At 69.3% G+C, this 23,059-nt stretch carries 24 protein-coding genes; 8 read left to right on the forward strand and 16 right to left on the reverse strand.

Annotated elements, in window-relative coordinates; genetic code table 11:
- Positions 1-161: 161 nt before the first annotated feature.
- A complete protein-coding gene (locus ACODSY_RS23210; protein WP_488954276.1) occupies positions 162-3,176 on the reverse strand; it encodes a TonB-dependent receptor plug domain-containing protein in 3,015 nt (1,004 codons plus the stop codon).
- Positions 3,177-3,534: 358 nt separating this feature from the next.
- Between ACODSY_RS23210 and ACODSY_RS23215 the strand changes: the two genes are divergently transcribed.
- Positions 3,535-4,083: a hypothetical protein gene (locus ACODSY_RS23215; RefSeq protein WP_488954277.1), complete on the forward strand. Its 549-nt coding sequence runs from the start codon at positions 3,535-3,537 to the stop codon at positions 4,081-4,083.
- 1 nt (position 4,084) lies between these two features.
- On the opposite strand, the gene ACODSY_RS23220 is transcribed toward ACODSY_RS23215, so the two are convergent.
- Genes ACODSY_RS23220 through oppB form a run of 3 tightly spaced genes read right to left on the reverse strand, consistent with a single transcriptional unit; the run spans position 4,085 to position 7,076 of the window.
- Positions 4,085-5,260: an aspartyl/asparaginyl beta-hydroxylase domain-containing protein gene (locus tag ACODSY_RS23220; protein ID WP_488954278.1), complete on the reverse strand. Its 1,176-nt coding sequence runs from the start codon at positions 5,258-5,260 to the stop codon at positions 4,085-4,087.
- Complete coding sequence (locus tag ACODSY_RS23225) at positions 5,260-6,156, reverse strand: ABC transporter permease (protein ID WP_488954279.1); 897 nt, start codon at positions 6,154-6,156, stop codon at positions 5,260-5,262. The genes ACODSY_RS23220 and ACODSY_RS23225 overlap by 1 nt, the downstream gene beginning before the upstream one ends.
- The gene (gene oppB / locus ACODSY_RS23230) at positions 6,153-7,076 is read right to left on the reverse strand and encodes an oligopeptide ABC transporter permease OppB (protein WP_488954280.1); all 924 of its coding nucleotides are present in this window, start codon (positions 7,074-7,076) and stop codon (positions 6,153-6,155) included. The genes ACODSY_RS23225 and oppB overlap by 4 nt, the downstream gene beginning before the upstream one ends.
- A 122-nt stretch (positions 7,077-7,198) precedes the next feature.
- Between oppB and ACODSY_RS23235 the strand changes: the two genes are divergently transcribed.
- Positions 7,199-7,609 carry a TIGR01244 family sulfur transferase gene (locus tag ACODSY_RS23235; RefSeq protein ID WP_488954281.1) on the forward strand — a complete coding sequence of 137 codons (411 nt, stop codon included), beginning with the start codon at positions 7,199-7,201 and terminating at the stop codon, positions 7,607-7,609.
- Positions 7,606-8,505 carry an MBL fold metallo-hydrolase gene (locus ACODSY_RS23240; protein ID WP_488954282.1) on the forward strand — a complete coding sequence of 300 codons (900 nt, stop codon included), beginning with the start codon at positions 7,606-7,608 and terminating at the stop codon, positions 8,503-8,505. Before ACODSY_RS23235 ends, ACODSY_RS23240 begins: the two co-directional genes overlap by 4 nt.
- Here the strand turns inward: ACODSY_RS23240 and ACODSY_RS23245 are convergent.
- Complete coding sequence (locus ACODSY_RS23245; RefSeq protein WP_488954283.1) at positions 8,502-9,875, reverse strand: aminotransferase-like domain-containing protein; 1,374 nt, start codon at positions 9,873-9,875, stop codon at positions 8,502-8,504. The genes ACODSY_RS23240 and ACODSY_RS23245 overlap by 4 nt on opposite strands.
- 86 nt (positions 9,876-9,961) lie before the next feature.
- Here ACODSY_RS23245 and ACODSY_RS23250 point away from each other — a divergent pair, with 86 nt between their 5' ends.
- Complete coding sequence (locus ACODSY_RS23250; protein WP_488954284.1) at positions 9,962-10,390, forward strand: DUF983 domain-containing protein; 429 nt, start codon at positions 9,962-9,964, stop codon at positions 10,388-10,390.
- A 10-nt stretch (positions 10,391-10,400) separates the two neighbouring features.
- Here the strand turns inward: ACODSY_RS23250 and ACODSY_RS23255 are convergent, their stop codons facing one another.
- The 5 genes from ACODSY_RS23255 to pdxH all read right to left on the reverse strand — a co-directional run bounded on the left by ACODSY_RS23255 (position 10,401) and on the right by pdxH (position 15,227).
- Positions 10,401-10,802, reverse strand: coding sequence for a DOPA 4,5-dioxygenase family protein (locus ACODSY_RS23255; RefSeq protein WP_488954285.1), 402 nt, complete (start codon positions 10,800-10,802; stop codon positions 10,401-10,403).
- Between the two features lie 9 nt (positions 10,803-10,811).
- Complete coding sequence (locus tag ACODSY_RS23260) at positions 10,812-11,327, reverse strand: GNAT family N-acetyltransferase (RefSeq protein WP_488954286.1); 516 nt, start codon at positions 11,325-11,327, stop codon at positions 10,812-10,814.
- A gap of 10 nt (positions 11,328-11,337) precedes the next feature.
- Positions 11,338-12,984, reverse strand: a complete 1,647-nt coding sequence (locus tag ACODSY_RS23265; protein ID WP_488954287.1) for a long-chain-fatty-acid--CoA ligase — start codon at positions 12,982-12,984, stop codon at positions 11,338-11,340.
- Positions 12,985-13,059: 75 nt separating this feature from the next.
- A complete protein-coding gene (locus ACODSY_RS23270) occupies positions 13,060-14,556 on the reverse strand; it encodes a bifunctional aminoglycoside phosphotransferase/ATP-binding protein (RefSeq protein WP_488954288.1) in 1,497 nt (498 codons plus the stop codon).
- On the reverse strand, positions 14,553-15,227 hold the full coding sequence (gene pdxH, locus ACODSY_RS23275; RefSeq protein WP_488954289.1) for a pyridoxamine 5'-phosphate oxidase: 675 nt from the start codon (positions 15,225-15,227) through the stop codon (positions 14,553-14,555). Before pdxH ends, ACODSY_RS23270 begins: the two co-directional genes overlap by 4 nt.
- A gap of 74 nt (positions 15,228-15,301) precedes the next feature.
- Here pdxH and ACODSY_RS23280 point away from each other — a divergent pair, with 74 nt between their 5' ends.
- Together ACODSY_RS23280 and ACODSY_RS23285 are read left to right on the forward strand one after the other, a co-directional pair.
- Positions 15,302-15,994, forward strand: coding sequence for a DnaJ domain-containing protein (locus ACODSY_RS23280; protein WP_488954290.1), 693 nt, complete (start codon positions 15,302-15,304; stop codon positions 15,992-15,994).
- 98 nt (positions 15,995-16,092) lie between these two features.
- Positions 16,093-16,533, forward strand: a complete 441-nt coding sequence (locus ACODSY_RS23285; protein ID WP_488954291.1) for a hypothetical protein — start codon at positions 16,093-16,095, stop codon at positions 16,531-16,533.
- Positions 16,534-16,593: 60 nt separating this feature from the next.
- Here ACODSY_RS23285 and ACODSY_RS23290 read toward each other — a convergent pair whose 3' ends face one another.
- Genes ACODSY_RS23290 through ACODSY_RS23310 form a run of 5 tightly spaced genes read right to left on the reverse strand, consistent with a single transcriptional unit; the run spans position 16,594 to position 20,597 of the window.
- Complete coding sequence (locus tag ACODSY_RS23290; protein WP_488954292.1) at positions 16,594-17,208, reverse strand: GNAT family N-acetyltransferase; 615 nt, start codon at positions 17,206-17,208, stop codon at positions 16,594-16,596.
- Positions 17,205-17,684 carry a GNAT family N-acetyltransferase gene (locus tag ACODSY_RS23295; protein ID WP_488954293.1) on the reverse strand — a complete coding sequence of 160 codons (480 nt, stop codon included), beginning with the start codon at positions 17,682-17,684 and terminating at the stop codon, positions 17,205-17,207. The genes ACODSY_RS23290 and ACODSY_RS23295 overlap by 4 nt, the downstream gene beginning before the upstream one ends.
- Positions 17,685-17,724: 40 nt before the next feature.
- Complete coding sequence (locus ACODSY_RS23300; protein WP_488954294.1) at positions 17,725-18,690, reverse strand: oxidoreductase; 966 nt, start codon at positions 18,688-18,690, stop codon at positions 17,725-17,727.
- Between the two features lie 2 nt (positions 18,691-18,692).
- Positions 18,693-19,472 carry an enoyl-CoA hydratase-related protein gene (locus ACODSY_RS23305; protein ID WP_488954295.1) on the reverse strand — a complete coding sequence of 260 codons (780 nt, stop codon included), beginning with the start codon at positions 19,470-19,472 and terminating at the stop codon, positions 18,693-18,695.
- A 57-nt stretch (positions 19,473-19,529) separates the two neighbouring features.
- Entirely contained in the window at positions 19,530-20,597 is a 1,068-nt protein-coding gene (locus ACODSY_RS23310; protein ID WP_488954296.1) for an MBL fold metallo-hydrolase, read from the reverse strand.
- Positions 20,598-20,740: 143 nt separating this feature from the next.
- Between ACODSY_RS23310 and ACODSY_RS23315 the strand changes: the two genes are divergently transcribed.
- Together ACODSY_RS23315 and ACODSY_RS23320 are read left to right on the forward strand one after the other, a co-directional pair.
- Positions 20,741-21,736, forward strand: a complete 996-nt coding sequence (locus tag ACODSY_RS23315) for an AraC family transcriptional regulator (RefSeq protein ID WP_488954297.1) — start codon at positions 20,741-20,743, stop codon at positions 21,734-21,736.
- A 108-nt stretch (positions 21,737-21,844) separates the two neighbouring features.
- Positions 21,845-22,615 carry a PEPxxWA-CTERM sorting domain-containing protein gene (locus ACODSY_RS23320; protein WP_488954298.1) on the forward strand — a complete coding sequence of 257 codons (771 nt, stop codon included), beginning with the start codon at positions 21,845-21,847 and terminating at the stop codon, positions 22,613-22,615.
- On the opposite strand, the gene trxC is transcribed toward ACODSY_RS23320, so the two are convergent.
- Entirely contained in the window at positions 22,612-23,058 is a 447-nt protein-coding gene (gene trxC, locus ACODSY_RS23325; protein ID WP_488954299.1) for a thioredoxin TrxC, read from the reverse strand. The genes ACODSY_RS23320 and trxC overlap by 4 nt on opposite strands.
- Between the last annotated feature and the right edge of the window lies 1 nt (position 23,059).

Consider the following 23,059-nt stretch of genomic DNA (forward strand, 5'->3'; position numbering starts at 1 on the left):
CCCGCCCCCCCCCCCCCCCCCGGCGCTGCGCCGAGCTTCACGCTGTACGTGCCGATGTTCCAGGTAGTCACCGCGCGAACCTATCAGGCGCGAGGCCAAAAAGAATGGGGCGGCGGATTGCTCCGCCGCCCCAGCCTTCAGGTCTTCGTCCGATCGTCGACTTAGAAGTCGGCGGTCAGGCCGATGAACAGGTACCGGCCGAAAGCGTCATAGATTTGCGGCCAGGTGTTGCCGTTGCAGGGGCCGGTCGGGCAGTTCGACGAGCCGTTCAGCGGCGGATCCTTGTCGAAGATGTTGTTCACGCCAGCCCGGAAGTTCAGGTTGTCGCGCATCGTCCACGAGGCGGTCAGGTCGAAGTAATCGCGCGAAGCCAGCGTCTTATCCGTGGCGTATTGCAGGCCCGGATTGTTGAGCTGCGGATCGCTCGAGTACGCGTCCAGCTTCACCTTGTTGAAGTGACGCCATTGCAGGCTGAGCGAGAAGTCCTTGAACCAGTCGCCGTATTCAAACGGCGTGCTCCAGGTCACGCGGGCCTTGTGGCGCCATTCGGGGTTCGGCGAGGACAGACCGCCCGTGACCGAGCAGATCGTGCCGTAGTAGCCGGCGCAGTTGAAGAAGTCGTCGCCCGGCAGGTTCTGGACCGAGAGGTCGTCCAGCCAGGTGCCGACGAAGTTGAAGCTCAGGCCGCCGCCGTTGGAAATGCCGAAGTTTTCCAGGTCGGTGCGATAGCTGGCGTTGAAGTCCACACCCTTCGTGCGCAGGGCGCCGGTGTTGAGCGTGGTGTCGGTCACGTAGCCATCGTTCGACAGCCACAGCGAGCCCTGACCGTCGCGGTGCACCAGGTTACAGAAGAACGGATCCAGGGTGTTGACGCAGCGGTTGATGATCGTGTCCGCGCCGATGCCCGAGATGAAGTCCTTCACCTTGATGTAGAACCAGTCGGCCGAGACGTTGAAGCCCGGCAGGAACGACGGCTGCCACACGAAGCCGACGGTGTAGGTGTCGGCCTTTTCCGGATCCAGGTTCGGGTTACCGCCGGTCTGACCGTTGTACTGGTTGGCCGGATTCGCCTCGATCGCCAGGACCTGGGTCGGCGTCAGGCCGAAGGCCTGGGCGCAACGGGCCACCAGCGCGTCACCGGGCGCCAGCCCGGCGCAGGGGTCCTGCGTACCGTCCAGGACGACGTTCTGCGGGCTGAACAGCTCGAGCACGTGCGGCGCACGGACGGCGCGGTTGTAGCCGCCGCGCAGGCGCAGGCCGTCGATCGGCTCCCAGTCGCCGGCGATCTTGTAGGTCGAGGTGGTGCCGACCGACGAGTAGTCCGAGTAACGGTAGGCCAGTTCCAGGGTCAGGTTCTTGGCCAGGGCCATGTCCTGCAGGATCGGGATACGCGTCTCACCGAACAGCTCGTACACGTCGAAGCTGCCGTTCACCGGCGGAGCCGCGCCGCCCGAGCCGTTCAGCTGGCCCGAGGACGAGATGAAGTCGGCGGCGAAGTCGAGCTGCTCGCGGCGGTATTCCGCACCGACCGAGATGCCGACGCCGTCGTTGGCCCACGGCGACTTGATGCCGTAGTCCGTCAGGTCGCCGCCCACGTTGAAGTTGACCACGCGCTCGAACAGGTTGCCCGACTGCGTGGAGGGGGTTTCCAGGAAGTCGAGGGCCGCCTGAGTGACGCCGCCCAGCTGGAAGATGTTGTACGGCACGCAGCCGCCGCTCGGATCCGCGCACTGCGGGCCGGTCGGGGTCTGGACGACGTTCAGCGCCTGGTTGATCGCCGGGGTGCGGAAGAAGCCGGTCTGGACCTGGTTGAACGACACCCGACCATACTGCATCGAGAAGTCGTAGTTGAAGTTGTCGTTCAGGTCGCCGCGCATACCGATCACGTAACGGTACTGCTGGTGCTGCGTCCGCCCCTGACGGCCGCCGCCTTCGACGTTACGACGCGAGACCGTGCCGGTGAACGTGCCCGCCGGGTTGCTGAGGCAGGTGCCGCCGCCCGAGGCCGCGGTGGCGGCGAGCAGGCCGCGCTGCTGGTTCGACAGGAACGGGTTGGCGCAGTTGACCGAGAAGGTGCCGGCGAAGATGCCGCCCGGCGCGATCTGGTACGTGGACGTGTCGTCCATGAACATCACGTCGGCGTAGGCCGTGGCCCATTCGTTGATTTCGTAGTTGGCGAAGGCGCCCAGGACATAGCGGTCGTCGGGACGTTGGTAGTAGTTCGCCGGACCGAAGTTGTAGACGTCGGTCGTACCGTTGCGCAGGCGGAAGGTGTTGCCCGGGCCGGCCGGGTCGACGACGTAGGCGCCGACGCGGGCCGGGAAGGCCGTGCCCGAACCGCCGCAGCCGGCGTCGGCGAAGGTGTCGCCGGAGTTCAGGGTGCACGACGAGAAGTCGCGGTTGCCCTGCAGGATGGGCTCGACGTGGCGATAACCGGCGTAGGCGGTGACGTTGCCCTTGCCGTCCGGCGAGTTCACGCCGATCACCAGGGTGACCTGGCTCATCTCGCCGTCGCGCACGTTGTTCTTCGGCAGCTGGAAGAACTGCGGATTGGCCGAGACGTTCTGGGCTGCTTGGGTCACGCCGGCAACGTCGTTGCCGTTGTCGTGCTGATAGATGCCGTACTGGGTGTCGACCCGCACGCCCTCGAAATTCTTCGCCATGATGAAGTTGACGACGCCGCCCACGGCGTCGGCGCCGTACACGGCCGAGGCGCCGCCGGTCAGCACGTCGACGCGCTCGATCAGGGCCGAGGGGATGAAGTTGATGTCGGCGGCCAGGGCGCCGCCCGAGGTGTTCGGCGTGCCGGGCATCAGGCGGCGGCCGTCGATCAGGACCTGGGTCCGCGTGGCGCCGAGGCCGCGGAGGCTGACGGTGGCGGTGCCGGTCGAACCGTTGGAAAGGGCCGCGCCCTGAGCCGCGAAGGCTTGGGGCAGGCTGTTGATCATGTCTTCGACGCGGGTCACGCCCGTCGCCTTGATTTCAGCGGCGCTCACGGCCGTGACCGGGCTGACGCTTTCCAGGTTCGGAGACGGAATACGCGTACCCGTCACGACCACTTCGGAGATCTCATCCCCGGCGGTCTGGGCGGCGGCCTGGGTCGACAGACCCAGGAGCGCCGCGCCGCAAATCATAGACGACGCCAGAAGGCGTTCCCGCATGGACTTGAATTTCACGGTCTTGATCCTCCAGCGGTCCTGCCTCTTGGGCGGCCGCTCCCCACAAACAGAGATCGGTCCCGGAAACGGGCTCCGCCTCCGGTTACGCTGGAGTTACGAAGGTCTGAGTTGGTCGGTCAACGAACATTAGCTATCGGCAATGTTTCGGGCGCCCACCTGTCGCATTCTGGTCACAGATTGCGCCGCCCACGGGGAAAACGGGCAAGCTTTCGTCCAGGTTTGTGACAGCCGCGGCGGGTCGACCGGCCTGACCGCGGCAAGAATCGTGCGCCGATGTGGCGGTCGGCGGCGCCGTTGCGCAGGCATGGCCACCCCGCGTAAGGAGTCGCACCAGAGGCTTTCCGGGACCTGTGACATGAAGACGAGTGCGACGTGGACCAAGGGCGTCCTCCTGGCGGCGGTCCTGGGCGCAGGGGCGGTGTCGGCCGGCGTGGCGGTCGCGCAGCCGAAGTCTGAGCCTCGGTCGGCCATGCTGCAGAAGCTCGTCGACTGCCGGAAGATCACCGACGAGGCCGGCCGCCTCTCGTGCTACGACCAGGCCACGGCGGCGCTGGACCAGGCTGAGGCCAAGGGCGACATCGTCGTCGTCGACCGCGAGCAGGCGCGCAAGGTGCGCCGCCAGGCCTTCGGCTTCTCGATGCCCTCGCTCAGCCTGTTCGAGCGCGGCGAGACCCAGGAAGAGATCCAGAACGTCGCTGGCGTCGTCGCCGAGGCGCGCGTCAACAACGCGGGCAAGTGGGTGATCAAGCTCGAAGACGGCGCGGTCTGGGTCCAGGTCGATGCGAATGACCTGCATCGGAACCCCAAGCCGGGCATGACTGTGAAGATCCGCCAGGCCTCGCTGGGCAGCTACCTGATGAGCATCGACAACATGGGCGCCTTCCGGGCCCGGCGCGCGGAATAGTCTAGCCCGCGTAGAAGGCGTTCCGCGCGGCCATCATGGCGTTGATCCGCTCGCGTTCGCCAGGCTCGAGGAAAGGGTTCCAGATGTCGAAGATGAGGATGACGCGCAGGTCGTCGGCGTCGTTCCACGCCTCGTGCTCGATCGTGTCGTCGAACACCCAGGCCTTACCCATCTCCCACTCGCGCGTCTCGTTGCCCACGCGGAAGCGGGCCGGGCCGGGCAGGATCAGCGGCAGGTGGCACAGCAGCCGCACATTGGTCGAGCCGGTATGCGGTGGGATGCGGGTGCGGGCCTGGAGAGCCGAGAACATGGCGGTCGGCGCGAATCCCGGCTGGTGCGCCATCGGCAGGGTCGCGAGCAGCTCGGCTGTCTTGGGGCAGGCCTCGCAGACCGCCTCCTGTCGCTTGCCATCTTTCCAAAGAAACAGCGAGCTCCAGCGGAGGGAATGGTTCAGCTCCTCCCATTGGTTCACCGGCGCCTCGGGCGGAAACGCGATATAGGGCGCGAAGGCGTCCATCCGCGCCGCCAGAACCTGCGTGAGCTCGGCCTGGATCACCGATGTCGCCGCCTCGAGTTGCGGCAGCCACGGGAACAGTTCGTCCGGATAGAACGGGATCGCCGCCAGACGCGGATAGTGCAGCAGCAGCGGCTCGTGCTGGTAAACTTTGCGGACCCCGGCGTAGACGCCGATCGCCTCCTCCAGTCGCTGGCGGGCCAGCTCGCCGCCGGCGGCGTCGAGGGGACCGACCTGTTCGGCCAGATAGTTCGCCAAGGCCGAGCGTGTTTTCTCGACGACCGCGCGGGCCCGCGCGAGCGGGCTCTTCAGATTGGGCGGCAGGTTCGCTTCGGCCGGGGCCAGCTTCAGCGCGTTTTCATAGACCCGCGCTGCCAGCCGCTCGCCGGAGAGCTTCTCTACGAGCGCACCCTTCGAGAGCAGGGCCAGGAAGTTGTACGGCTCCAGCGTCAGGGCCTCGTCCAGCGCGGCCAGCGCCGCCGGCAGGGCGCCGCTCGCGCGATGGATCATCGCCTTCTGCATCTTCACGTGCGGGTCGAAGGGCGCCACCGCTTCGGCCTGCGCCAAGCACTCCAGCGCCGCCGCGCGGTCGCCGCGCCGCATCGCCGCCGCGGCGTCGGCCAGCAGTTGTTCGGACGATGTGGCTTGCCCCCCGGCGGCCATCACCTGTCCCTTGGGTCGATGGCGTCGCGCAGGCCATCGCCGATGAAGTTGAAGCACATCAAGGTCAGCACCATCACCACGGACGGAAACACCAGCAGCCACGGGGCGAGCTCCATGTCCGAGGCTCCCCCGGCGATCAGGGCGCCCAGCGACGCCATTGGCGGCTGCACGCCCAATCCCAGGAAGCTCAGGAAGCTCTCGGCCAGAATGACCGCTGGTATCGTAAGTGTCACATAGACAACGACCGGGCCAAGCAGGTTCGGGACGATATGACGCGCGATGATGCCGCCGCGGCCCAAGCCGGCCGCGCGCGCGGCCTCCACGAATTCCTTGTTCTTGAGCGTCAGGGTCTGGCCGCGGACGATCCGGCTCATGGTCAGCCACTCCACCGCTCCGATGGCCACGAAGATCAGGATGATGTTGGAACCGAACGTCACCATCAGCAGGATGACGAAGAAGATGAAGGGCAGCGAATACAGCACGTCGACGAAGCGCATCATCGCCTCGTCCAGCTTGCCGCCCACGTATCCGGCCACCGCGCCCCAGGCGACGCCGATCGCCAGTGACACGAAGGTCGCCACCATGCCGATCGCCAGCGAGACCCGCAGGCCGGTCAGCAGCCTGGCCAGCAGGTCGCGCCCCAGGGCGTCCGAACCCAACAGGTGGCCGCCCGTCAGCGGCGGCAGCCAGACGTCGTCCTTGTCGACCTGGTCGTAGGCGAACGGCGTGAGGAAAGGGCCGACCAGCGCCAGCACCACCAGCACCGCCAGCACCACCATGCCGGCCACCGCGGCCTTGTTGGCCATGAGCCGACGGCCGGCGTCGTCCCAAAGACTGCGGCCCTTCACGGCGGCCGCCTGCAGGCGTTCGGCCCCGTCGTTCGCCAGCAGGGTCATGCCAGCCTCACCCGCGGGTCCAGCGCCGCGTAGAGCAGATCGGCGACCAGGTTCAGCACCAGGATGAGCGCGGCGTAGAAGATCACCATGCCCATCACCACCGTGTAGTCCCGCTGCAGGGCGCTGATGACGAAGAACTTCCCCAGGCCGGGCAGGTTGAAGATCTTCTCCACCACCAGCGAGCCGGTGATGAGCCCGGCGCAGGCGGGGCCTAGGTAGCTGACCAGCGGCAGGATCGCGGCCCTCAGCGCGTGCTTGCGCACGATCAGCCCTTCCGGCAGGCCCTTGGCGCGGGCGGTGCGGATATAGTTCGACCGCAGCACCTCGATCATCCCGGCCCGCGTCAGCCGCGAAATGATGGCGATCTGCGGCAGGGCCAGCACGATCACCGGCAGCACCATGTTGATGAGCGCCCCGTCGTTCCAGCCCGCCGTCGGAAACCATCCCAGCTTCGACGCCAGCGCCAGCACCAGCAGCGGCGCCGTGACGAAGGTCGGAATGCACACGCCCAGGATCGCCACCGCCATCACCGCGTGGTCGGTCGCCCCGTTCTGGCGGAGCGCCGCCAGCACACCCAGGCTCACCCCCACCACCGAAGCGATGGCGATGGCCGACAGTCCCAGTGTCAGCGAGACCTCGTAGTTCTCGGCCAGTATGTCGAGCACGGTCTTGTCGCGGTACTTCAGCGAAGGGCCCAGGTCGCCGCGCGCCACCCCGGCCAGGTAGTCCACGTACTGCTGCCCCAGCGGCTTGTTCATCCCGTACTTCGCCAGGACGTTGGCCTCGATCTCGGGCAGCAGCCTGCGATCCGAGTCGAAGGGACTGCCGGGCGCCGCCCGCATCATGAAGAAGGCGGCGGTGATCACCAGGAACAGCGTCGGGATCGCGATCAGCAGGCGGCGGCCGATGTATCGCAGCATGGCCGTGGAACGCCCCCGAACACAGACGACTCTCGCGGCCTTTTCGAGGGCCGCCCGTTGCGAAAGTTCCACCCACCCCCGATGATGTCAACGAAGGCCCAACGCCGTTTTGCGAGTATCCGATGCCTGACTTCCGACGCGTCACCGACGACTTCACCACCGCTCCGCAGATCGCCATCTCGGACGTGGCCGAGGCCGCCCGGCAGGGTTTCAAGACCCTGATCAGCAACCGTCCCGACGGCGAGGAGCCCGGCCAACCCACCGCCGCCGAGGTGGAAGCCGCCGCCAAGGCCGCCGGCCTGGCCTTCTTCCACATCCCCGTGCGCGGCGGCCCCACGCCGGAACAGGTCGAGCAGATGGCGACCGCCGTCGCCCAGTCCGGCGGGCCGGTCCTGGCCTTCTGCCGGTCGGGCACCCGCTCGATCGTCACCTGGTCGCTGAGCCAGGCTGCGTCGGGCGCCCGCCCACGCGATCAACTCGTCGGACTGGGCCGCGACGCGGGTTACGACCTGTCGGGCGTGCTGGGCGGATGATCCCCTACGTCCGCGAGATCGACATCGAATATGGCCGCTGCGACCAGGTCTCTCCCCTGGTCCGGCGGGTGACGGCCAACAATCCCGGTCCGTTCACCTTCAAGGGCACCGGCGCCTACATCGTCGGCCGCGGCGAGGTGGCGGTGATCGATCCCGGTCCGGACGACCCCGCGCACCTGGAGGCGATCCTGGCGGCGGTGGAGGGTGAAAAGGTCACCCACATCCTGATCACCCACCATCACTCCGACCACTCGCCGCTGGCCGGGCCGCTCAAGGCGCGCACCGGGGCGACGATCTACGGCTGCGCGGTCGCCGGCCACGAGGCGGAGGACACCGGCGAGGTCCGGATGGAGGCGGGCCACGATCACGACTTCCGGCCCGACATCAGCCTCTGCGACGGCGGCGTGGTGCTGGGGCGCGGCTGGACGATGGACGCCATCCCTACCCCCGGCCACACCTCCAACCACATCTGCTATGGCCTGCGCGAGGAGAACGCCTGCTTCTCCGGTGACCACATCATGGGCTGGTCGACCACCGTCATCACCCCGCCCGACGGCGACATGACCGACTACCTCGCGAGCCTGGACGACATCCGCGCCCGGAAATTCGACGTGCTCTGGCCCACCCACGGCCCGCCGATCCGCGACGTGGACGCCTTCATCGCCGCCTACATCGCCCACCGCCAGGAGCGCGTGGATCAGATCCTCGACGCGCTAAAGGCCGGTCCCGCCCGCATCAACGAACTGGTCCCTCGCCTCTACGCCGATGTGGATTCGCGCCTGCATCCTGCCGCCGCGCGCTCGATGCTCGCCGCCATGATCCACCTCGTCCGGCGGGGCCAGTTGAGATCGGACGGCGCGCCGGGGCCCGAGAGCACCTACCGCCTCGCGGGCTAAACCACCGTCCGCGGCGCGCTCGTCCCGCCCACCAGCATCGCGACGCCCTCCAGCGCCGTCCGCAGCACCGCCTGCTTGCCGGGCCCGCCCAGGGAGATACGCAACCCGTTGGGATGGTCCGGCCCCGCGGCGAACGCATCGGCGGTGACGAGGGCCAGCCCCTTCTCCTGAGCCAGCCGGTGCACCCGGTCGGCGCGCCAGTCGGCCGGAAGGTCCAGCCAGACGTGGACGCCCTCGGCGGCTCCCCTCGCCTGCGGCAGCACCTCGGCGGCGAGAGCCCGGCGTGCGCGGGCTTCCTTGCGCACGCCGGCCAGGAACCGGTCGGCCACGCCTTCCCGGATCCAGGTCGAGACCACGGCGGCCATCAGCGGCTGGGGCATCAGCGCGAGGGTCCGGAGCGCCTCGGCCGTCCGCTCGGCGAGGGCCGGCGGTGGGACCAGGAAGGCGATGCGCAGGCCGGGCGACAGGCATTTGGACAGCGTCGCCAGGTGGAAGGTCCGCTCGGGCGCGAGCGTCGCGACCGCCGCCAGCGGCTGGTCGAACAGGCGCGCGTAGGGGTCGTCCTCGACGATCCACAAATCCGCCGCGCGGGCGACCTCGGCCACCGCGCGACGGCGGTCCGGGCTCATGGTCACGGCGGTCGGATTGTTCGTCGTCGGCGTCAGGTACACCGCCGACGGCCGCTCGGCCGCGCACAGCCGCGCCAGGGCTTCCGGGTCGAGGCCGTCGGCATCGGCCGGGCAGACCAGCACCTCCAGCCCGAACTGCCGCGCCGCCGTCAGCACGCCCGGATAGACCAGCGGCTCGGTCACGAGGGTGGTCCCGCCTGCCGACGCTATGGCCGCCAGGGTCCCCGCCAGCCCGGTCTGGGCGCCCGGCGTCACCAGCACCCGTTCCGGCGCTATCTCACCCAGGCTGGGAGCCAGCCACGCCGCCGCCGAAGTCCGCTGGCCCAGGCTGCCGCCTCCGGGGTGATAGGACATCAGCGTCGCGGGGTCGGTCCGCGCCAGCACCTGCGCCGTGGTTTCCTTCAACAGCGCCCCCAGCGACACACCCTGCGGCGGGGGCGGCAGGTTCATGGACAGGTCGACCAGCCCCGTCTCGTCCTCGGCGGCGCGGGCGCGCACGAAGGTGCCCCGGCCCACCGTCCCCTCGATCAGGCCGCGCTCCCGGGCGGCGGCATAGGCGCGGGTGATCGTCGTCAGGTCCACGCCCAGCAGGCCCGCCACCGTCCGCTGAGGCGGAAGCTGGTCGCCGGCCTGCAACTCGCCGTCGCGGATCGCCGCTTCCAGCGCCTCCACCACCCGGACGTACATCGCCGCCCGTCCCGGCGGCAGCCGCGACAACCAGCGGGCGGATGGATGCGTCATGGAGTCCATTGCGATTCCCGAGTCCAACACATACATTATAGATCAATTGTATGCGTTCAATATCTGCATTGTATGGAGACGATGCGATGGACCTCACCGGCTGCGAACCGTCCACCCTCAGCGCCGGCCTGCGCTGCCGCTGCCCCCGCTGCGGCGAGGGCAAGCTGTTCTCGAGCTTCCTCAAGATCGCGAAGTCCTGCGACCAATGCGGCCTGGACTACGGCTTCGCCGAGCCGGCCGACGGCCCGGCCTTCTTCGTGATGAGCGGCGTCGGGATCCTGGTCGTGGCCGTCTGGGCCTGGGCGGTGGTCGCGTTCCAGCCGCCGCTGTGGCTGCAGTTCGCCACGGTGTTCCCCGCCCTGATCGGCGGCTGTCTCGCCTGTCTGCCGCCCATGAAGGCCTGGCTCGTCGCCGAGCAGTACGTCCACAAGGCCGAGGAGGCTCGCTGGGCCAGCCTGGGCGGCCACGGCGAGGGCGGCTTCGTACTCGACCGCCGCAAGGCCAGCGGCGGTTGAAGTCCGGCAGCTAGAAATCCACCTTGCCGAAGCGAGGGACGCCCTTGTTTTCGCCGACGGGGTCCATGACCGAGAGGTCCAGGTCCAGCGGGCCGCCGCCAATCCAGTTCGCGAGCGTCGTGTGGTCGGCCAGGTCGTCCTGGGTCAGCGGATGCACCAGGGCCCGGAGGCCCGAAGCCTCGATCAGGGGCATGATCGCCGGCAGCGCTCGCCGCAGGAAATGGATCTCGAACTGCGGCAGCGGATGGGGACCCACCGGCCCCTCCCGCAGCTTGCCCACCATCAGCAGGTCGGCCAGTTCGCCGGTCTCCTTGAGCCGGGTCAGCCGGGCTTGGAGGGCATCCGAGGCGGCCCGCTGCCCGGCCTCATGATAGATGTGCGCGTGATAGGGCGCCGTCGCGTCGGTCGTCATGCGGCGGCGCTATAGCGCCTTCTCCAGCACGTCGAAATAGAGCCCCTCCGCCGTCGGTCGCCCGAAGCGGTCGTCGCCGTAGGGGAACGGTTCGGTCTCGCCCGTCACAGCGTAGCCACGCCGCTCGTACCAGGCGAGCAGTTCTGCGCGCTGGTGCACCACGGTCATCCGCATCCTGCGCCCGCCGCGGGTGCGGGCGAAGTCCTCGGCGGCGGCCAGCAGCGAGCGGCCCAGGCCGCCGTCCTGCCGGTCCGGCCGCACGGTCAGCATGGCTAGGTACCATTCGCCATCCGGTCCCTCGTCTAGCCGCACGTGGCCCATGTGCTCGTCCGCCTCGCGCCAGACCAGCAGGCGCGCGCCGGGCGCCGCCATGTCTTCGGCCAGCAGCGAGGCGTCGATCCGCTGACCCTCCACCAGAGTCTCGACCTTCCACGCCGCCTGCCCGGACGGGTCGCGAAAGGCGCGATTGGTCATCTCGATGATCGCCGGGTACTCGGCCGGATCGGCGTCGCGCAGCTCGATCATCGCGCCGCGCCTAAGCCGTTTCCTTCGCCTTGGCGGTGGGCAGCACGTAGTGCTTCATCCGCTCGCGGATCAGCTTCTTGTCGATCTTGCCGGTGGCGCCCAAGGGGATGTCGTCGACGAAGACCACGTCGTCCGGCGTCCACCACTTGGCGATCTTGCCGTCCAGGAACGCCAGGAACTCGTCCTTCGTCGCCTGCTGGCCGTCGCGCAGCTTCACCAGCAGCACCGGCCGCTCGTCCCACTTCGGGTGGGCCGCGCCGATCACCGCCGCGTTGGCCGCCTTGGGGTGGCCCATGGCGATGTTCTCGATCTCGATGGAGCTGATCCACTCGCCCCCCGACTTGATCACGTCCTTGGCCCGGTCGGTGATCTGCATGAAGCCGTGCTCGTCGACGGTGGCCACATCGCCAGTGTCGAAGAACCCTTCGGGATCCAGGACGTCGCCGCCTTCGCCCTTGAAGTACTCGCGCACCACGAACGGCCCCTTCACCTTCAGCTTGCCGAAGGTCGTTCCGTCGTGCGGCAGTCGCTGGCCGGCGTCGTCCGTCAACTTCATCTCGATGCCCAGCGGCGGGCGGCCCTGCTTCAGCTTGAAGGCGAGCTGCGCCTCCGGGTCCATCCCGGCGATCGTCGCGTTGGGCGCCGAGATGGTGCCCAGCGGCGACAGCTCGGTCATGCCCCAGGCATGGGTGACATCCACCCCGAACTCGTCGCGGAAGCCACGCACGATGGCCTCGGGCACGGCCGAGCCGCCGATCACCACCCGCTTCAGCGTGGTCAGCGGGGCCTTCGTCTCGCGCAGATGGGCCAGCAGCATCTGCCAGACGGTCGGAACGGCCGCCGAGAACGTCACGCCCTCGCTCTCGATCAGCTCGTACACCGAGGCCCCGTCCAGCTTCTGGCCCGGCATCACCATCTTCGCGCCCGACGCGGGGCAGGACAGCGCCAGGCCCCAGGCGTTTGCGTGGAACATCGGCACCACCGGCAGCACGACCTCCGTCGCCCCCAGGTTCATCACGTCCCGGGTCATGGTGATGATGGTGTGCAGGAAGTTGGAGCGGTGGGAGTACAGCACCCCCTTCGGATTGCCCGTCGTGCCGGAAGTGTAGCAGAGGCCCGCGGCGGTGTTCTCGTCGAAGCCGCCCCATTCGCAGTCGGCCGAGTTCTGCTCGATAAGGTCCTCGTAGCAGAGCGCGCCCGGCAGGTTCACGCCCTTCATGCCCTCGCGGTCGGTCATCACCACGATGTGCTTCACGCACGGCGCGTTTGGCCAGTTCTGGCCCAGCAGTTCCACGAACGTGAGGTCGGTGAAGATGATCTTATCTTCGGCGTGGTTGATGATGTAGCAGAGCTGCTCGGCGAACAGCCGCGGGTTCAGGGTGTGGCAGACGGCCCCCATGCCCATGATGCCGTACCAGGCCTCGATGTGACGGGCGGTGTTCCAGGCCAGGGTCGCGACGCGATCGCCCGGCTGGACGCCCAGGCCCTTCAGCGCGTTCGACAGCCGTTTCGCCCGGGCATGCGCCTCCGCGTAGGTCGTGCGCACGATCGGCCCCTCGACCGAACGGCTGACGATCTCGCGGTCCCCGTGCCAGGCCTTGGCGTGGTCGAGGATCTTGTCGACCGTCAACGGCCAGTTCTGCATCAGGCCCAGCATCAATTCCCCCTAAGTTATCGGCTGTTACTTACCGACCACGCTTAGAGAGACGATGTCCCGGACGCAACGGAAGCGTCAACCGGCGCCGGCCCTCCAGGCCTCCGCCGCCACGTCGGTAGGCGCCGTCGCGTCCACGACCGGCCAGCTCACTGGCTGTTGCATGCGGCGGACCTGGTCGCGCAAGACCGCCACGGTGGCGTCCGAAGCGTCCCCGGTGCGAGCGGCGACTCGCGCCTCGAGCACCTCGACGGGCGCATCCATCCAGGCTCCGCGGAACGGCGTCCCGCATTCGGCCGCAAGGGCCTCCACCCGCGCCCGCAGGCCAGGGTCCAGGAACGTCGCGTCCAGCACCACCGATTGGCCCGCCTTCAGCACGGCGCGGGCGTTGGCGATCATCTCGTCGTAGGTTCGGCCCTGCGACTGAGGCGTGTAGGCGGCCCGCGACATTGGCTCCGTCGGCGCCATGCCGGCGAGGCGCTTGCGGATCTCGTCGGTGCGCAGGATCACCGCGCCTGGCGATGCGCCGAGCCGCGGGGCGATGGCGCGCGAGAAGTGAGACTTGCCCGAGCCGGACAGCCCGCCCACCGCGGCCAGCACCGGCGGCGGCGGGGACAGGTGGGCGATGGCGGCCTCCACATAGGCGCGCGCCGCGGCCGGATCGCCCGAATGCGCCGTCACGTGAGCCCGCACGGCGGCGCGCACCGACAGCATCAGGGGCAAGCTGGCCAGTCCGTCCCATAGCTCGGCCGGGAAAGTACGCGCCGCTGCGTCCATGTACCCCGACAGCGCGCGGACCGCGGCGTCGCGCCGGCCGCGGAAATCCAGGTCCATCAGCAGGAACGCCAGGTCGTACTGCACGTCCAGGTCCGACAGCAGGTCGTTGAACTCGATGCAGTCGAAGAGGACGGGCTGGCCGTTCTCCAGCAGGATGTTGCCCAGGTGCAGGTCGCCGTGACAGCGCCGCGCGAAGCCGGCCGCCGAACGGTGCGCCAGCGCCGGCGCCTGCCGCTCCAGTTCCGCCTCGGTGAGCGCGATCATCTGCCCGACGCGGTCCGGGTCCAGGCCCGGGCAGGTCTCGCGCAGAAGCTGTGCGTTGGAGCCGACGGTGAAGCTGAGCGCGGTCAGCCCGCCCTGCGGCCGGAGCGGCGCCTCGGCATGGAAGCCCGCGATCATCCGGCCCAGCGCCTCGGCCAGGTCGCCGGTCACCGCGTCGGGCCGCGCCGCCAGCACCTGGGTCTCGTCGAACCGGCGCATCTCCAGCACGTGGTCGACCACCTCGCCCGCCCCGTCGATGGCGAAGCCGCCCCCCGGCTCGCGGGTGATGCGCCGAACCGCGCGATAGATGTCGGGCGCCGAAGCCTTGTTGAACGCCAGCTCCCGGTCCAGCGCCCACTTCCGGTGCTCGGCCGACGAGAAGTTGGCGTAACCCAGGTCGGCGTGGCGCTTGATCTTCCAGGCGGTCGTGGATTCGAGGAAGACGTGGGCGCAGGCGGTGTCGATCGACTTGTCGGTCCGCGCCTTCAGCCAGGCCATCAGTTCTACCTCGAGAGGCGCGAGGTCCCAGGCGCTCAAGGGAACAGCCGGCGCGTCGTCCAGCCGCCCTCGCCCGCCTCGAACACCAGGCGCTCATGCAGGCGGAACGGCCGGTCGCGCCAGAACTCGATCGATGTGGGCGCGATCCGGAAGCCCGACCAGTGCGGCGGCCGCGGCACCTTGCCCAGCCCGTACCGAAGGCCGACCTCGGCGATCCGCTTCTCCAGCGCCAGCCGGTCCGGCAGCGTGCGGGACTGGTCCGAGGCCCAGGCGCCCAGCTGGGCCGGCCGCGCCCGGGTGGCGAAATAGGCGTCGGCCTCGTCCGGCGTCGTGGGCGCCACCGTGCCGCGCACCCGCACCTGCCGGCGCAGCGACTTCCAGTGGAACAGCAGCGCCGCCTTCGGGTTGGCCGCCAGCTCGCGGCCCTTGGCGCTCTCCAGGTTCGTGTAGAAGACGAAGCCGGACGGATCGACATCCTTCAGCAGCACCATCCGCACGTCGGGCAGCCCGTCGGCGTCCACGGTGGCCAGCGCCATCGCGTTGGCGTCGTTCGGCTCCTTGCGCACCGCTTCCTCGAACCACTCGGTGAACAGCGCGAACGGGTCGGCCTCGCTCAGGAGGGCGGGCGGCTCGGCGGTGGACACCTGGCGGACGTAGTCGTCCTCACTGGGGGACGCCGGGATGAGGGTCTTTTCGGTCACCAGCCGCATATAGCGCGGCCCCCGCGAACTCAGAAGCCCGCCTTAACGGAGCGTTGACGGCGTTTACCGTAGTTTTCGGGCTCATGAGTCGGCCCGAGCCCGAACTGTCCCTCAAAGCCGCCCGCGAGGTGCTGGGCGTCAGCTCGGCTGCCACCCCCGCGGAGGTCCGCAAGGCCTTCCGCGCCGCCGCCAAGCGGGCCCACCCCGACCAGGGCGGCGACGAGGGCGCGTTCCGTCAGGTGATGGACGCCTACCAGCGCCTGCAGGACCCGCTCAGCGAACGCTTCGTCACCACGCCCACCCGCGCGCGCCCCACGCCCGACCCCGATCTCGAGATCACGCCGAAGCTGGCGCTGGAAGGCGGCGACATCGACCACCGGATGCCCGACGGCCAGTTGGTACGCATCAGCCTGCCGCCCGGCCTTCGTTCGGGCGACAAGGTGCGCACCGCCGGCGCCGAGCTCTGCGTCTACATCCGCGCCCACGACGGCGTGCTGGTTCGCGGCGACGACCTCTGGATGACCGTGAAGGTCGCGCCGGGCCTGCTCAAGAAGGGCGGCCGGATCACCCTCGATACCCCGATCGGCCGCCGCAGCGTCTGGATCGACAGGAAGGCGGCCGAGCGTGGCCTCGCGCGGATCGAGGGCGAAGGCCTCCCGGAACGCGGCCGCCGGCCCGCCGGCCACCTCTTCGTGCGCCTGCACGCCCAGCCCAGCCTGGCCGACAGCGCCGCCCTGGCCCTCCTCCGCCGCTTCGCCGCCGCCTGGGCGGCCTAGACCGACAACCCCGACAGGCCGAGCAAATCGTCGTCTGCGGCGCGCCGCCACGACTGGTCCAGTTCTTGCTTAACTATACGCAACGCAAGGAGGACCCCATGGCGATCGATGGGATTGGCGCGATGCTTTCGTTGGGCGCGCCGACGGCCACGAAGATCCTGAACCCGGACGACAAGCAGAATGCCCGCAACCCTGCGGACGCCGCCAAGACGCGCGCCGACGCCGCGGCGGCGCAGCAGAAGGCCGAGCTCGACGCCATCCGGGAGAAGGGCATCTACGCCTACGCCCAGGAGAAGAAGTTCGAGGCGCTCAAGGAGAAGATCGAGCAGGAGCTTCGCAAGGAGCAGGGCGTCGACGGCGAAGGCAAGATCGTCGGCGGCGACGATCCGTCCACCTGGTCCAAGGACGACACTTCCTTCGAGGCCGAGGTCGCCCGCCGCATGCAGAAGATCATGGAGGAGGCGATGACCAACGAGGCCAAGAAGGCCGCGGCCGAGGGCCGCCCGGCCCAGCCCATGATCATCGACATCGCCGTCTAGAGCTTGCGCCGCTGGCTTCCCCTCTCCTCCTCTGTAGGGGGAGGAGAAGCGAGATCGGCCCTACAGCCGGTGCCGCTGGCGCCACTCGTCGCGCGTCAGTTCCCAATAGACCGAGCGCCGGGTGGTCCCGTCGGGCCGCACGGCCTCGCGTTCGCCCATGCGGCGGAAGCCCGCCGCGTCGATCCCCTTCTGCGAGCGGACGTTGTCCAGCGCCGCCGTCAGGCACATCAACCGCACCCCCAGGGTCTCGAAGATCCAACCGAACGTGTGCGCCATGCCCGCGCCGCCCTGACCCCTTCCCTGCAGGTCGGCACGCATGGCCCCGGCAAGCTCTGCCGAGGCGTGCTCCGGCCATACGGTGATGCGCGAATATCCCGCCACCTCGCCGGCGGGATCCAGCGTCACCAGCAGCAGCGCTTCGCCCGCCAGCGCCTGGGCCTGGTTCTCGGCCACCCAGCGGGTGATGCTGTCCTCCGTGATCGGCCGCGGCAGGTCGTAGATCGGTCCCGACACCCGCTCGTCGGCCAGCAGGCGGGTCAGGCCCGGCACATGCTTCAGCTCGGCCCGCGCCCGGCCCATGCCCAGCGTCGCCACGTCGGCATGGCGCACCGCCTGCCGGATCGCCTCGGCCTCGGCCTCGGAGGCATGGATCACCGTTTTCGGCGGGGCGCTCACGACGCGGCCAATCGCTCCAGCGCCTCGCCATCCAGCCGCCGGACCGTCCGGTCGGTCATCGCGTCGGCGCCGAGGCTATCGTAGAACTCGATCGACGGTGTGTTCCAGTTGAGAACCGTCCACTCCAGCCGTCCCAGGTCGGCGTCGACACAGCGCTGGGCCAGCTTGCGCAGCAGGGCCTTGCCGGCGCCGGCGCCCCTGGCGTCCGGCCGCACGAACAGGTCCTCCAGATAGATCCCCGCCTGCCCGCGGAAGGTCGAGAAATTGTAGAACCACAGTGCGAACCCGACCGGCTGGCCATCCACCTCGGCGATCTCGCAGAAGCTGCGCGGGTTCTCGCCAAACAGGTCGCGGCGGATGTCGGCCTCGGTGGCCTCCACCTCGTGCAGCAGGCGCTCGTACTCCGCCAGCTCGCGGATGAAAGTCACGATCAGCGCCGCATCGGCGATGGTCGCCACCCGGACAGTCACGCTCATGTCGCAAACCTAGGCGCTGCTGTCGCCGAAGGCCAAGCCCCTACAGTCGCGCCCCGGTCGTCTCTTCCGAGACCGCCCACAGCCGTTCGGCCGCGTCGGGATCCAGCGCATGGGGCATGACGCCCTCGAACGGCGTCGCCTCGCTCCAGGGCAGAGCCTGCGCGCAGTTCTCGAGATAGAGGCCGCCCACGCCCTCCAGCTCCTCGCCCAACGCCGCCCAGACGCTGGTGGCCGCGCCCTGCTCGGTGGACTTGAAGCGGTCGTTCACCTTGCCGCTCTCGTCCATCCAGCCAAATGCAATCATCTCTTCCCGCGGAAGATGCCGCTGCAGGGGGGTCATGATCCCGCCGGGCATCACCGCGTTGGCGGTCACCCCGAGCTCGGCGAACCGTTCGTGGAAGCCCACGGCGAACAGGGAATTGGCCGTCTTCGACTGCCCATAGGCTTCCCACTTGTCGTAGGGCCGCTGGCGATAGTGGATGTCGTCGAAGTGGATGCCGCTGCGCCGATGGCCGATCGACGAGAGCGAGACCAGGCGGCTGGACCGCCCTTCCTCGGCCGCGTTCATCAGCGCCCGGGCCAGCAGAACCGACAGCAGGAAGTGGCCGAAGTGGTTCGTGCCGATCTGCATCTCCAGGTCCTGGGCCGTGTAGCTCAGGGGGCAGGCCATGACGCCGGCGTTGTTGATGAGGATGTCCAGCGGCTTGTCGCCCCACGCGCCGGCAAACGCCGCCACCGAGGCCAGGTCCGACAGGTCCAGCCGGCCCACCGAGACCTTGCCCGGCGCCGTCTTGTGGATGTCGGCGGCCGTGGCCTCGCCGGCCTCGACGCTGCGGACCGCGAGCATCACCTCGGCGCCGGCTTCGGCCAGGGCCCGGGCGGTCTCCACCCCGATGCCCGAGGCCCCGCCCGTCACGATGGCGCGGACGCCGTTCAGGTCGTGGCCGGCGGCGACCTCGCGCGCGGTGGACGCGTAGCCGAACTCCGAGGTGATGCGTTCGCCCATGGTCAGGCCACCTTGGTGAAGTCGGGCGCGCGCTTCTCGGCGAAGGCGGCCAGGGCTTCCTTGGTCTCGGGCGAGCGGAGCTGGGCGGCGAAGATCTTGCCCTCCTCCTCCATCTTGGCGCTGATCGCCTGCGGGCTGCGCATCAGGCCCTTGGTGGCCTTCACCGCGGTGGGCGCGCGGGCCGCGACCGCCTCGGCGGCGGCGCGGGCCTTGGCGCGCAGCTCGGCGGCCGGGACCGCTGCGTTGGCGATGCCCCACGCCGCGGCGGTCTTGCCGTCCACCGCCTCGTTCAGCACGAACATCGAGAAGGCCCGCGCGTGCCCGATCCGCTGGGGCAGCAGCATCGACGACGCCGCCTCGGGCACCAGGGCCAGGTTCACGAACGGCGTGGTCAGGAGCGCGTCCTCGGCCACATAGACCAGATCGCAGTGCAGCAGCATGGTCACGCCCACGCCCACCGCGCGGCCATGCACCGCCGCCACGATCGGCGTCTTCGCCCGCGCCAGCGCCGCCAGCAGGGGATTGCCGCCCTCGCGCGCCGCATTGGCTTTCGGATCGCCCGAGTTCACCGCGGCGAAGTCGCCGAGGTCGTTGCCGGCGGTGAAGATGTCGCCGTTGGCCTGGATCAGGACGCAGCGGATCGCCGGATCCTCGCTGGCCCGGTCGATGCCGTCGCCCAGGCCCTGGTACATGGCCCGCGTCAGCGCGTTCTTCTTGTCCGGCCGGTTGATGGTCAGGGTCAGGACGCCGCCCGCGACCTCGCTCAAAATGTGATCCGTCATTCCGCTTTCGGCCAAAAGAGGCCGCCTTCCCTCTGAGATTTTCGCGTTACGCTGAACTTAGGCCGCCGCCCGGTACCAGTCGACGCCGTTCTGATCGCGCTCGCGCACCGCCTGGCCGCGCGCGATCAGGCAGTTGAGATGGGCGAGGCTCTCGCCGGTCGCCAGTCCCAGCAGGTACTCGTCGATCTTGCGCCGGAACAGCACGTGGAAGACATCCACAACCCGCTTCGGCTCGGCCAGCAGGTCGTGCAACCGCACCAGCCCACGCTCGTGCCCGCCCACCAGATGGTCGATCCGGGCGTGCAGCCCATGGAAAGGGTCGTTGTGCGCCGGCAGCACCAGCACGTCGTCCGGCACTTTGGTCTTGATCCGCTGCAGCGAGGTGATCCAGTCGGTCAGCGGGTCGCCGTCGGGCTCGGTCGGGAACACCGACACGTTCGACGAGATCTTCGGCAGCACCTGGTCGCCCGAGATCATCAGCTTCAGGTCGGGGCAGTAGAGGCTGGCGTGCTCGGGGCTATGGCCCGAGCCCACCACCACGCGCCAGGTGTGCGCGCCGATCTTCACCTCGTCGCCGTCGTTCAGGCGATGGAAGCTGTCAGGCAGCGCGTACAGCCCACGCCCGAACCCGCCGAACTTGGCGCGGTAGTTCTCCAGCGCGTCCTCGTCCCAGCCGGCGGCCTTGAAGAAGGCCAGGGCGTCGGCCGGCGCCTCGCGGCCCGTGTCCGCCGCCAGCGAGCGGCAAGTCACGAACTCCAGCCGCGTGATCCACAGCCGCGCGTCGAACTTGCGCGTCAGGTAGCCCGCCATGCCGATGTGGTCCGGGTGCATGTGGGTCACGAACACCCGCGTCACCGGCTTACCCTCCAGCGGGCCCTTCAGCACCGCCCGCCAGGCGTTGCGGCTCTCCAGCCCGCCGATCCCGGTGTCGACGATGGCCCAGCCGCCCTCCTCCTCGATCGCCCAGACGTTGATGAAGGCCAGCGCCCCGCCCAGCGGCATCCGCATCCACTTCACGCCGGGCGCGATGTCGACGGCCTCGCCGGTCTTCGGGCCCTGCTCGAACGGATAGGTCAGCCTCGGCCGATGGCTTTCCCAGCCGCCCTGTTCGATCCCGTCCCGCAAACGCCCTACTCCCGCCAGTTCCCGCCCATTATCCGGCGGGGACGCTAGGGAGGGCAATCGCGTTGTCGGCGCACGCTGGTCTTGCGTGCGGGCGACGCGCCTGAAACCCTGGCGGTCGTCCGTTGCAGAGTCCGCGACCGCCCGTGCTTTTGCCGACCTTCGCCTTCGACGCCAGCGAGCTGCCCGAGGACGAGCAGTTCGCCGCCTTCGCCTCGCATGTCGCCAACTCGCGCTGCAGCCGGCCGGTGGCCAGCGGCCCCTTCCTCGCGAAGGTCCGGTTCTGGATGATGGACCCGCTGCTGATCTCCGATCACCGGCTGGACGCCTTCTCGTTCGAGCGCGACGAGGCGATGGTCCGCGCCACGCCGGCCGACCATTATTCCCTCGTCGTCATCCTGGACGGCGCCATGCGGTTCCCCCGGCCCGGCGGCGACCTGTTGGTCGAGGCCCCGGGGGCCAGCCTGACCGACCTTACCCGGCCCGAGACCATGCACGCGACGGCCAACCACACGATCCAGATCCAGATCGCCCGGTGGTTCCTCGACGAGGCTCTGCCGCCGGTGGACGTTCATGGGCCGCTGCCGCAGACGCCCGCCGTAAAGGTGCTGGTCGACTTCGTGGCCGCGCTCGCCAAGCAGCTTCCCGAGCTCCCCGCCACCAGCGGGCCGCCGATGGCCCGGGTGATCCGCGACCTGCTGGCCGCCGCCCTCCTCGGCATGCCGCCGCGGCCCGACCCGACTGACGGCCGCCAGCCCCTGCGCCAGAAGGTGCGCCGCTACATCGAGAGCCAGCCGATGGGCCGGCTCGACCTAGACCAGCTCTGTCAGGACCTGGGCCTGAGCCGCGCCTCCCTGGGCCGGGCGTTCAAGGGCGACGGCGGGGTGTTGGCCTACGACCGCCGGCGGCGGCTGCTGGCCCTGCATAGCCGCCTGTCCGACACCAGCGAGACGCGCGGCGTGGCCGAACTGGGCTACGCCTACGGCTTCCCGGACAAGGCCCACCTCAGCCGGGTGTTCCGCGAGGCGTTCGGCTACGCACCTTCGGAAGTTCGCCGCCAGGTCGCCGGCGTCATGCCCCATGCGGCGGAGCCCGGCAGCCTTGCCGACGTCTACAAGACCGCCCTGCGCAATCTCTCCTGAAGTCTGACGATCCCGGTCAACTCTTTGACGCAGGCGCGCAACCGCCGGGTGAGCGCCGCTGCTAGCCTCGCGCGCAGGGTTGTCAGGTCCTGGGCTAAGGGTTTTCCAATGCGTCTTGCATTCGCCGCCGCGGCCATCGCCGCCGCCTGCCTTGCGTCTCCCGCATCCGCCGCGTTGGTCGCGCGCCCGGGGGGATTCTATTACGACACCGTGCTCGACATCACCTGGATGGCCGACGCCAACTACGCCAAGACGATTGGCTTCAGCGACACGGGTCTCATCAGCCAGCAGGGCGCGGACTTCCTCGCCGACGGCTACCTTTACTTCAACGCCGCGACCGGCGTGCTCCATTCCGACTGGCGCCTCCCCACCCTCGGCCCCGACGTGGGCGACTACGACCCGTTCCTCCCTGATTCCAATGGCCGCAGTCCCAATGGCCAGGGCGCGACCGGCACGGGTTGGGGAACCCCCGACGACAGCGGCATCTATTCCGAGCTCGGCTGGATGTATTACGCCAACCTCGGCGGGTTGCCGCGATGCGAAGCCGTCGGCCCCGGCCCCTGCGAGTTCAACCCCAACTACGGCCTGCCGGACCTGGGCGAAGGACCCGACGTCGGCCCTTTCGCCAACCTGCAGTTGGACTTCTATTGGACCGACACCAAGGTGGTGGGCGACGACGTCTACTGGGCCTTCACCTTCGACGACGGCAATCAAAACCCGCGCGTGCCCCAGCAGGGGCGCGATCCGCGCGCCTACGTCTGGCTGGTGCACGACGGTGACATCGCAGCCGTGCCGGAACCCGGGACGTGGGGCCTGATGATCGCGGGCTTCGGCCTCGCAGGCGCCGCCCTGCGCCGCCGCCGCGCGGTCGCAGCCTAGGTCGTCGCCGGGGCGAACTGCTCCACCCAGCGCCGGAACACGCCCGGATCCGAAAGCCCGGCCTGCTGCGCGGCGACCTTGCCGCCCGCGAAGCAGAACAGCGCCGGTATCCCCTGGACGCGGAAGCGCTGGGCCAGGCCCTGGTTGGCGTCCACGTCGATCTTGATGAACCGCGCCCGCGGCTCCAGCTCGGCCGCGGCGCGCTCGAAGATGGGCGCCACCGCCCGGCACGGCCCGCACCACGCCGCCCAGAAGTCGACAACCAGCGGCAGGTCGCTGTTCGCCAGGTGCTTGTCGAACCGCGCGCCGTCCAGCGCCACCGGCGCGCCGGTGAACAGCGCCCTCTGGCATTTCCCGCATTTCGCGCCGTCGCCAAGCCGTTGCGGCGGCAGCCGGTTGGTGGCGTCGCAGTGCGGGCACACCACATGCAAAGCGTCGGACATG

This window comes from Phenylobacterium sp. FG114 (assembly GCF_057809855.1).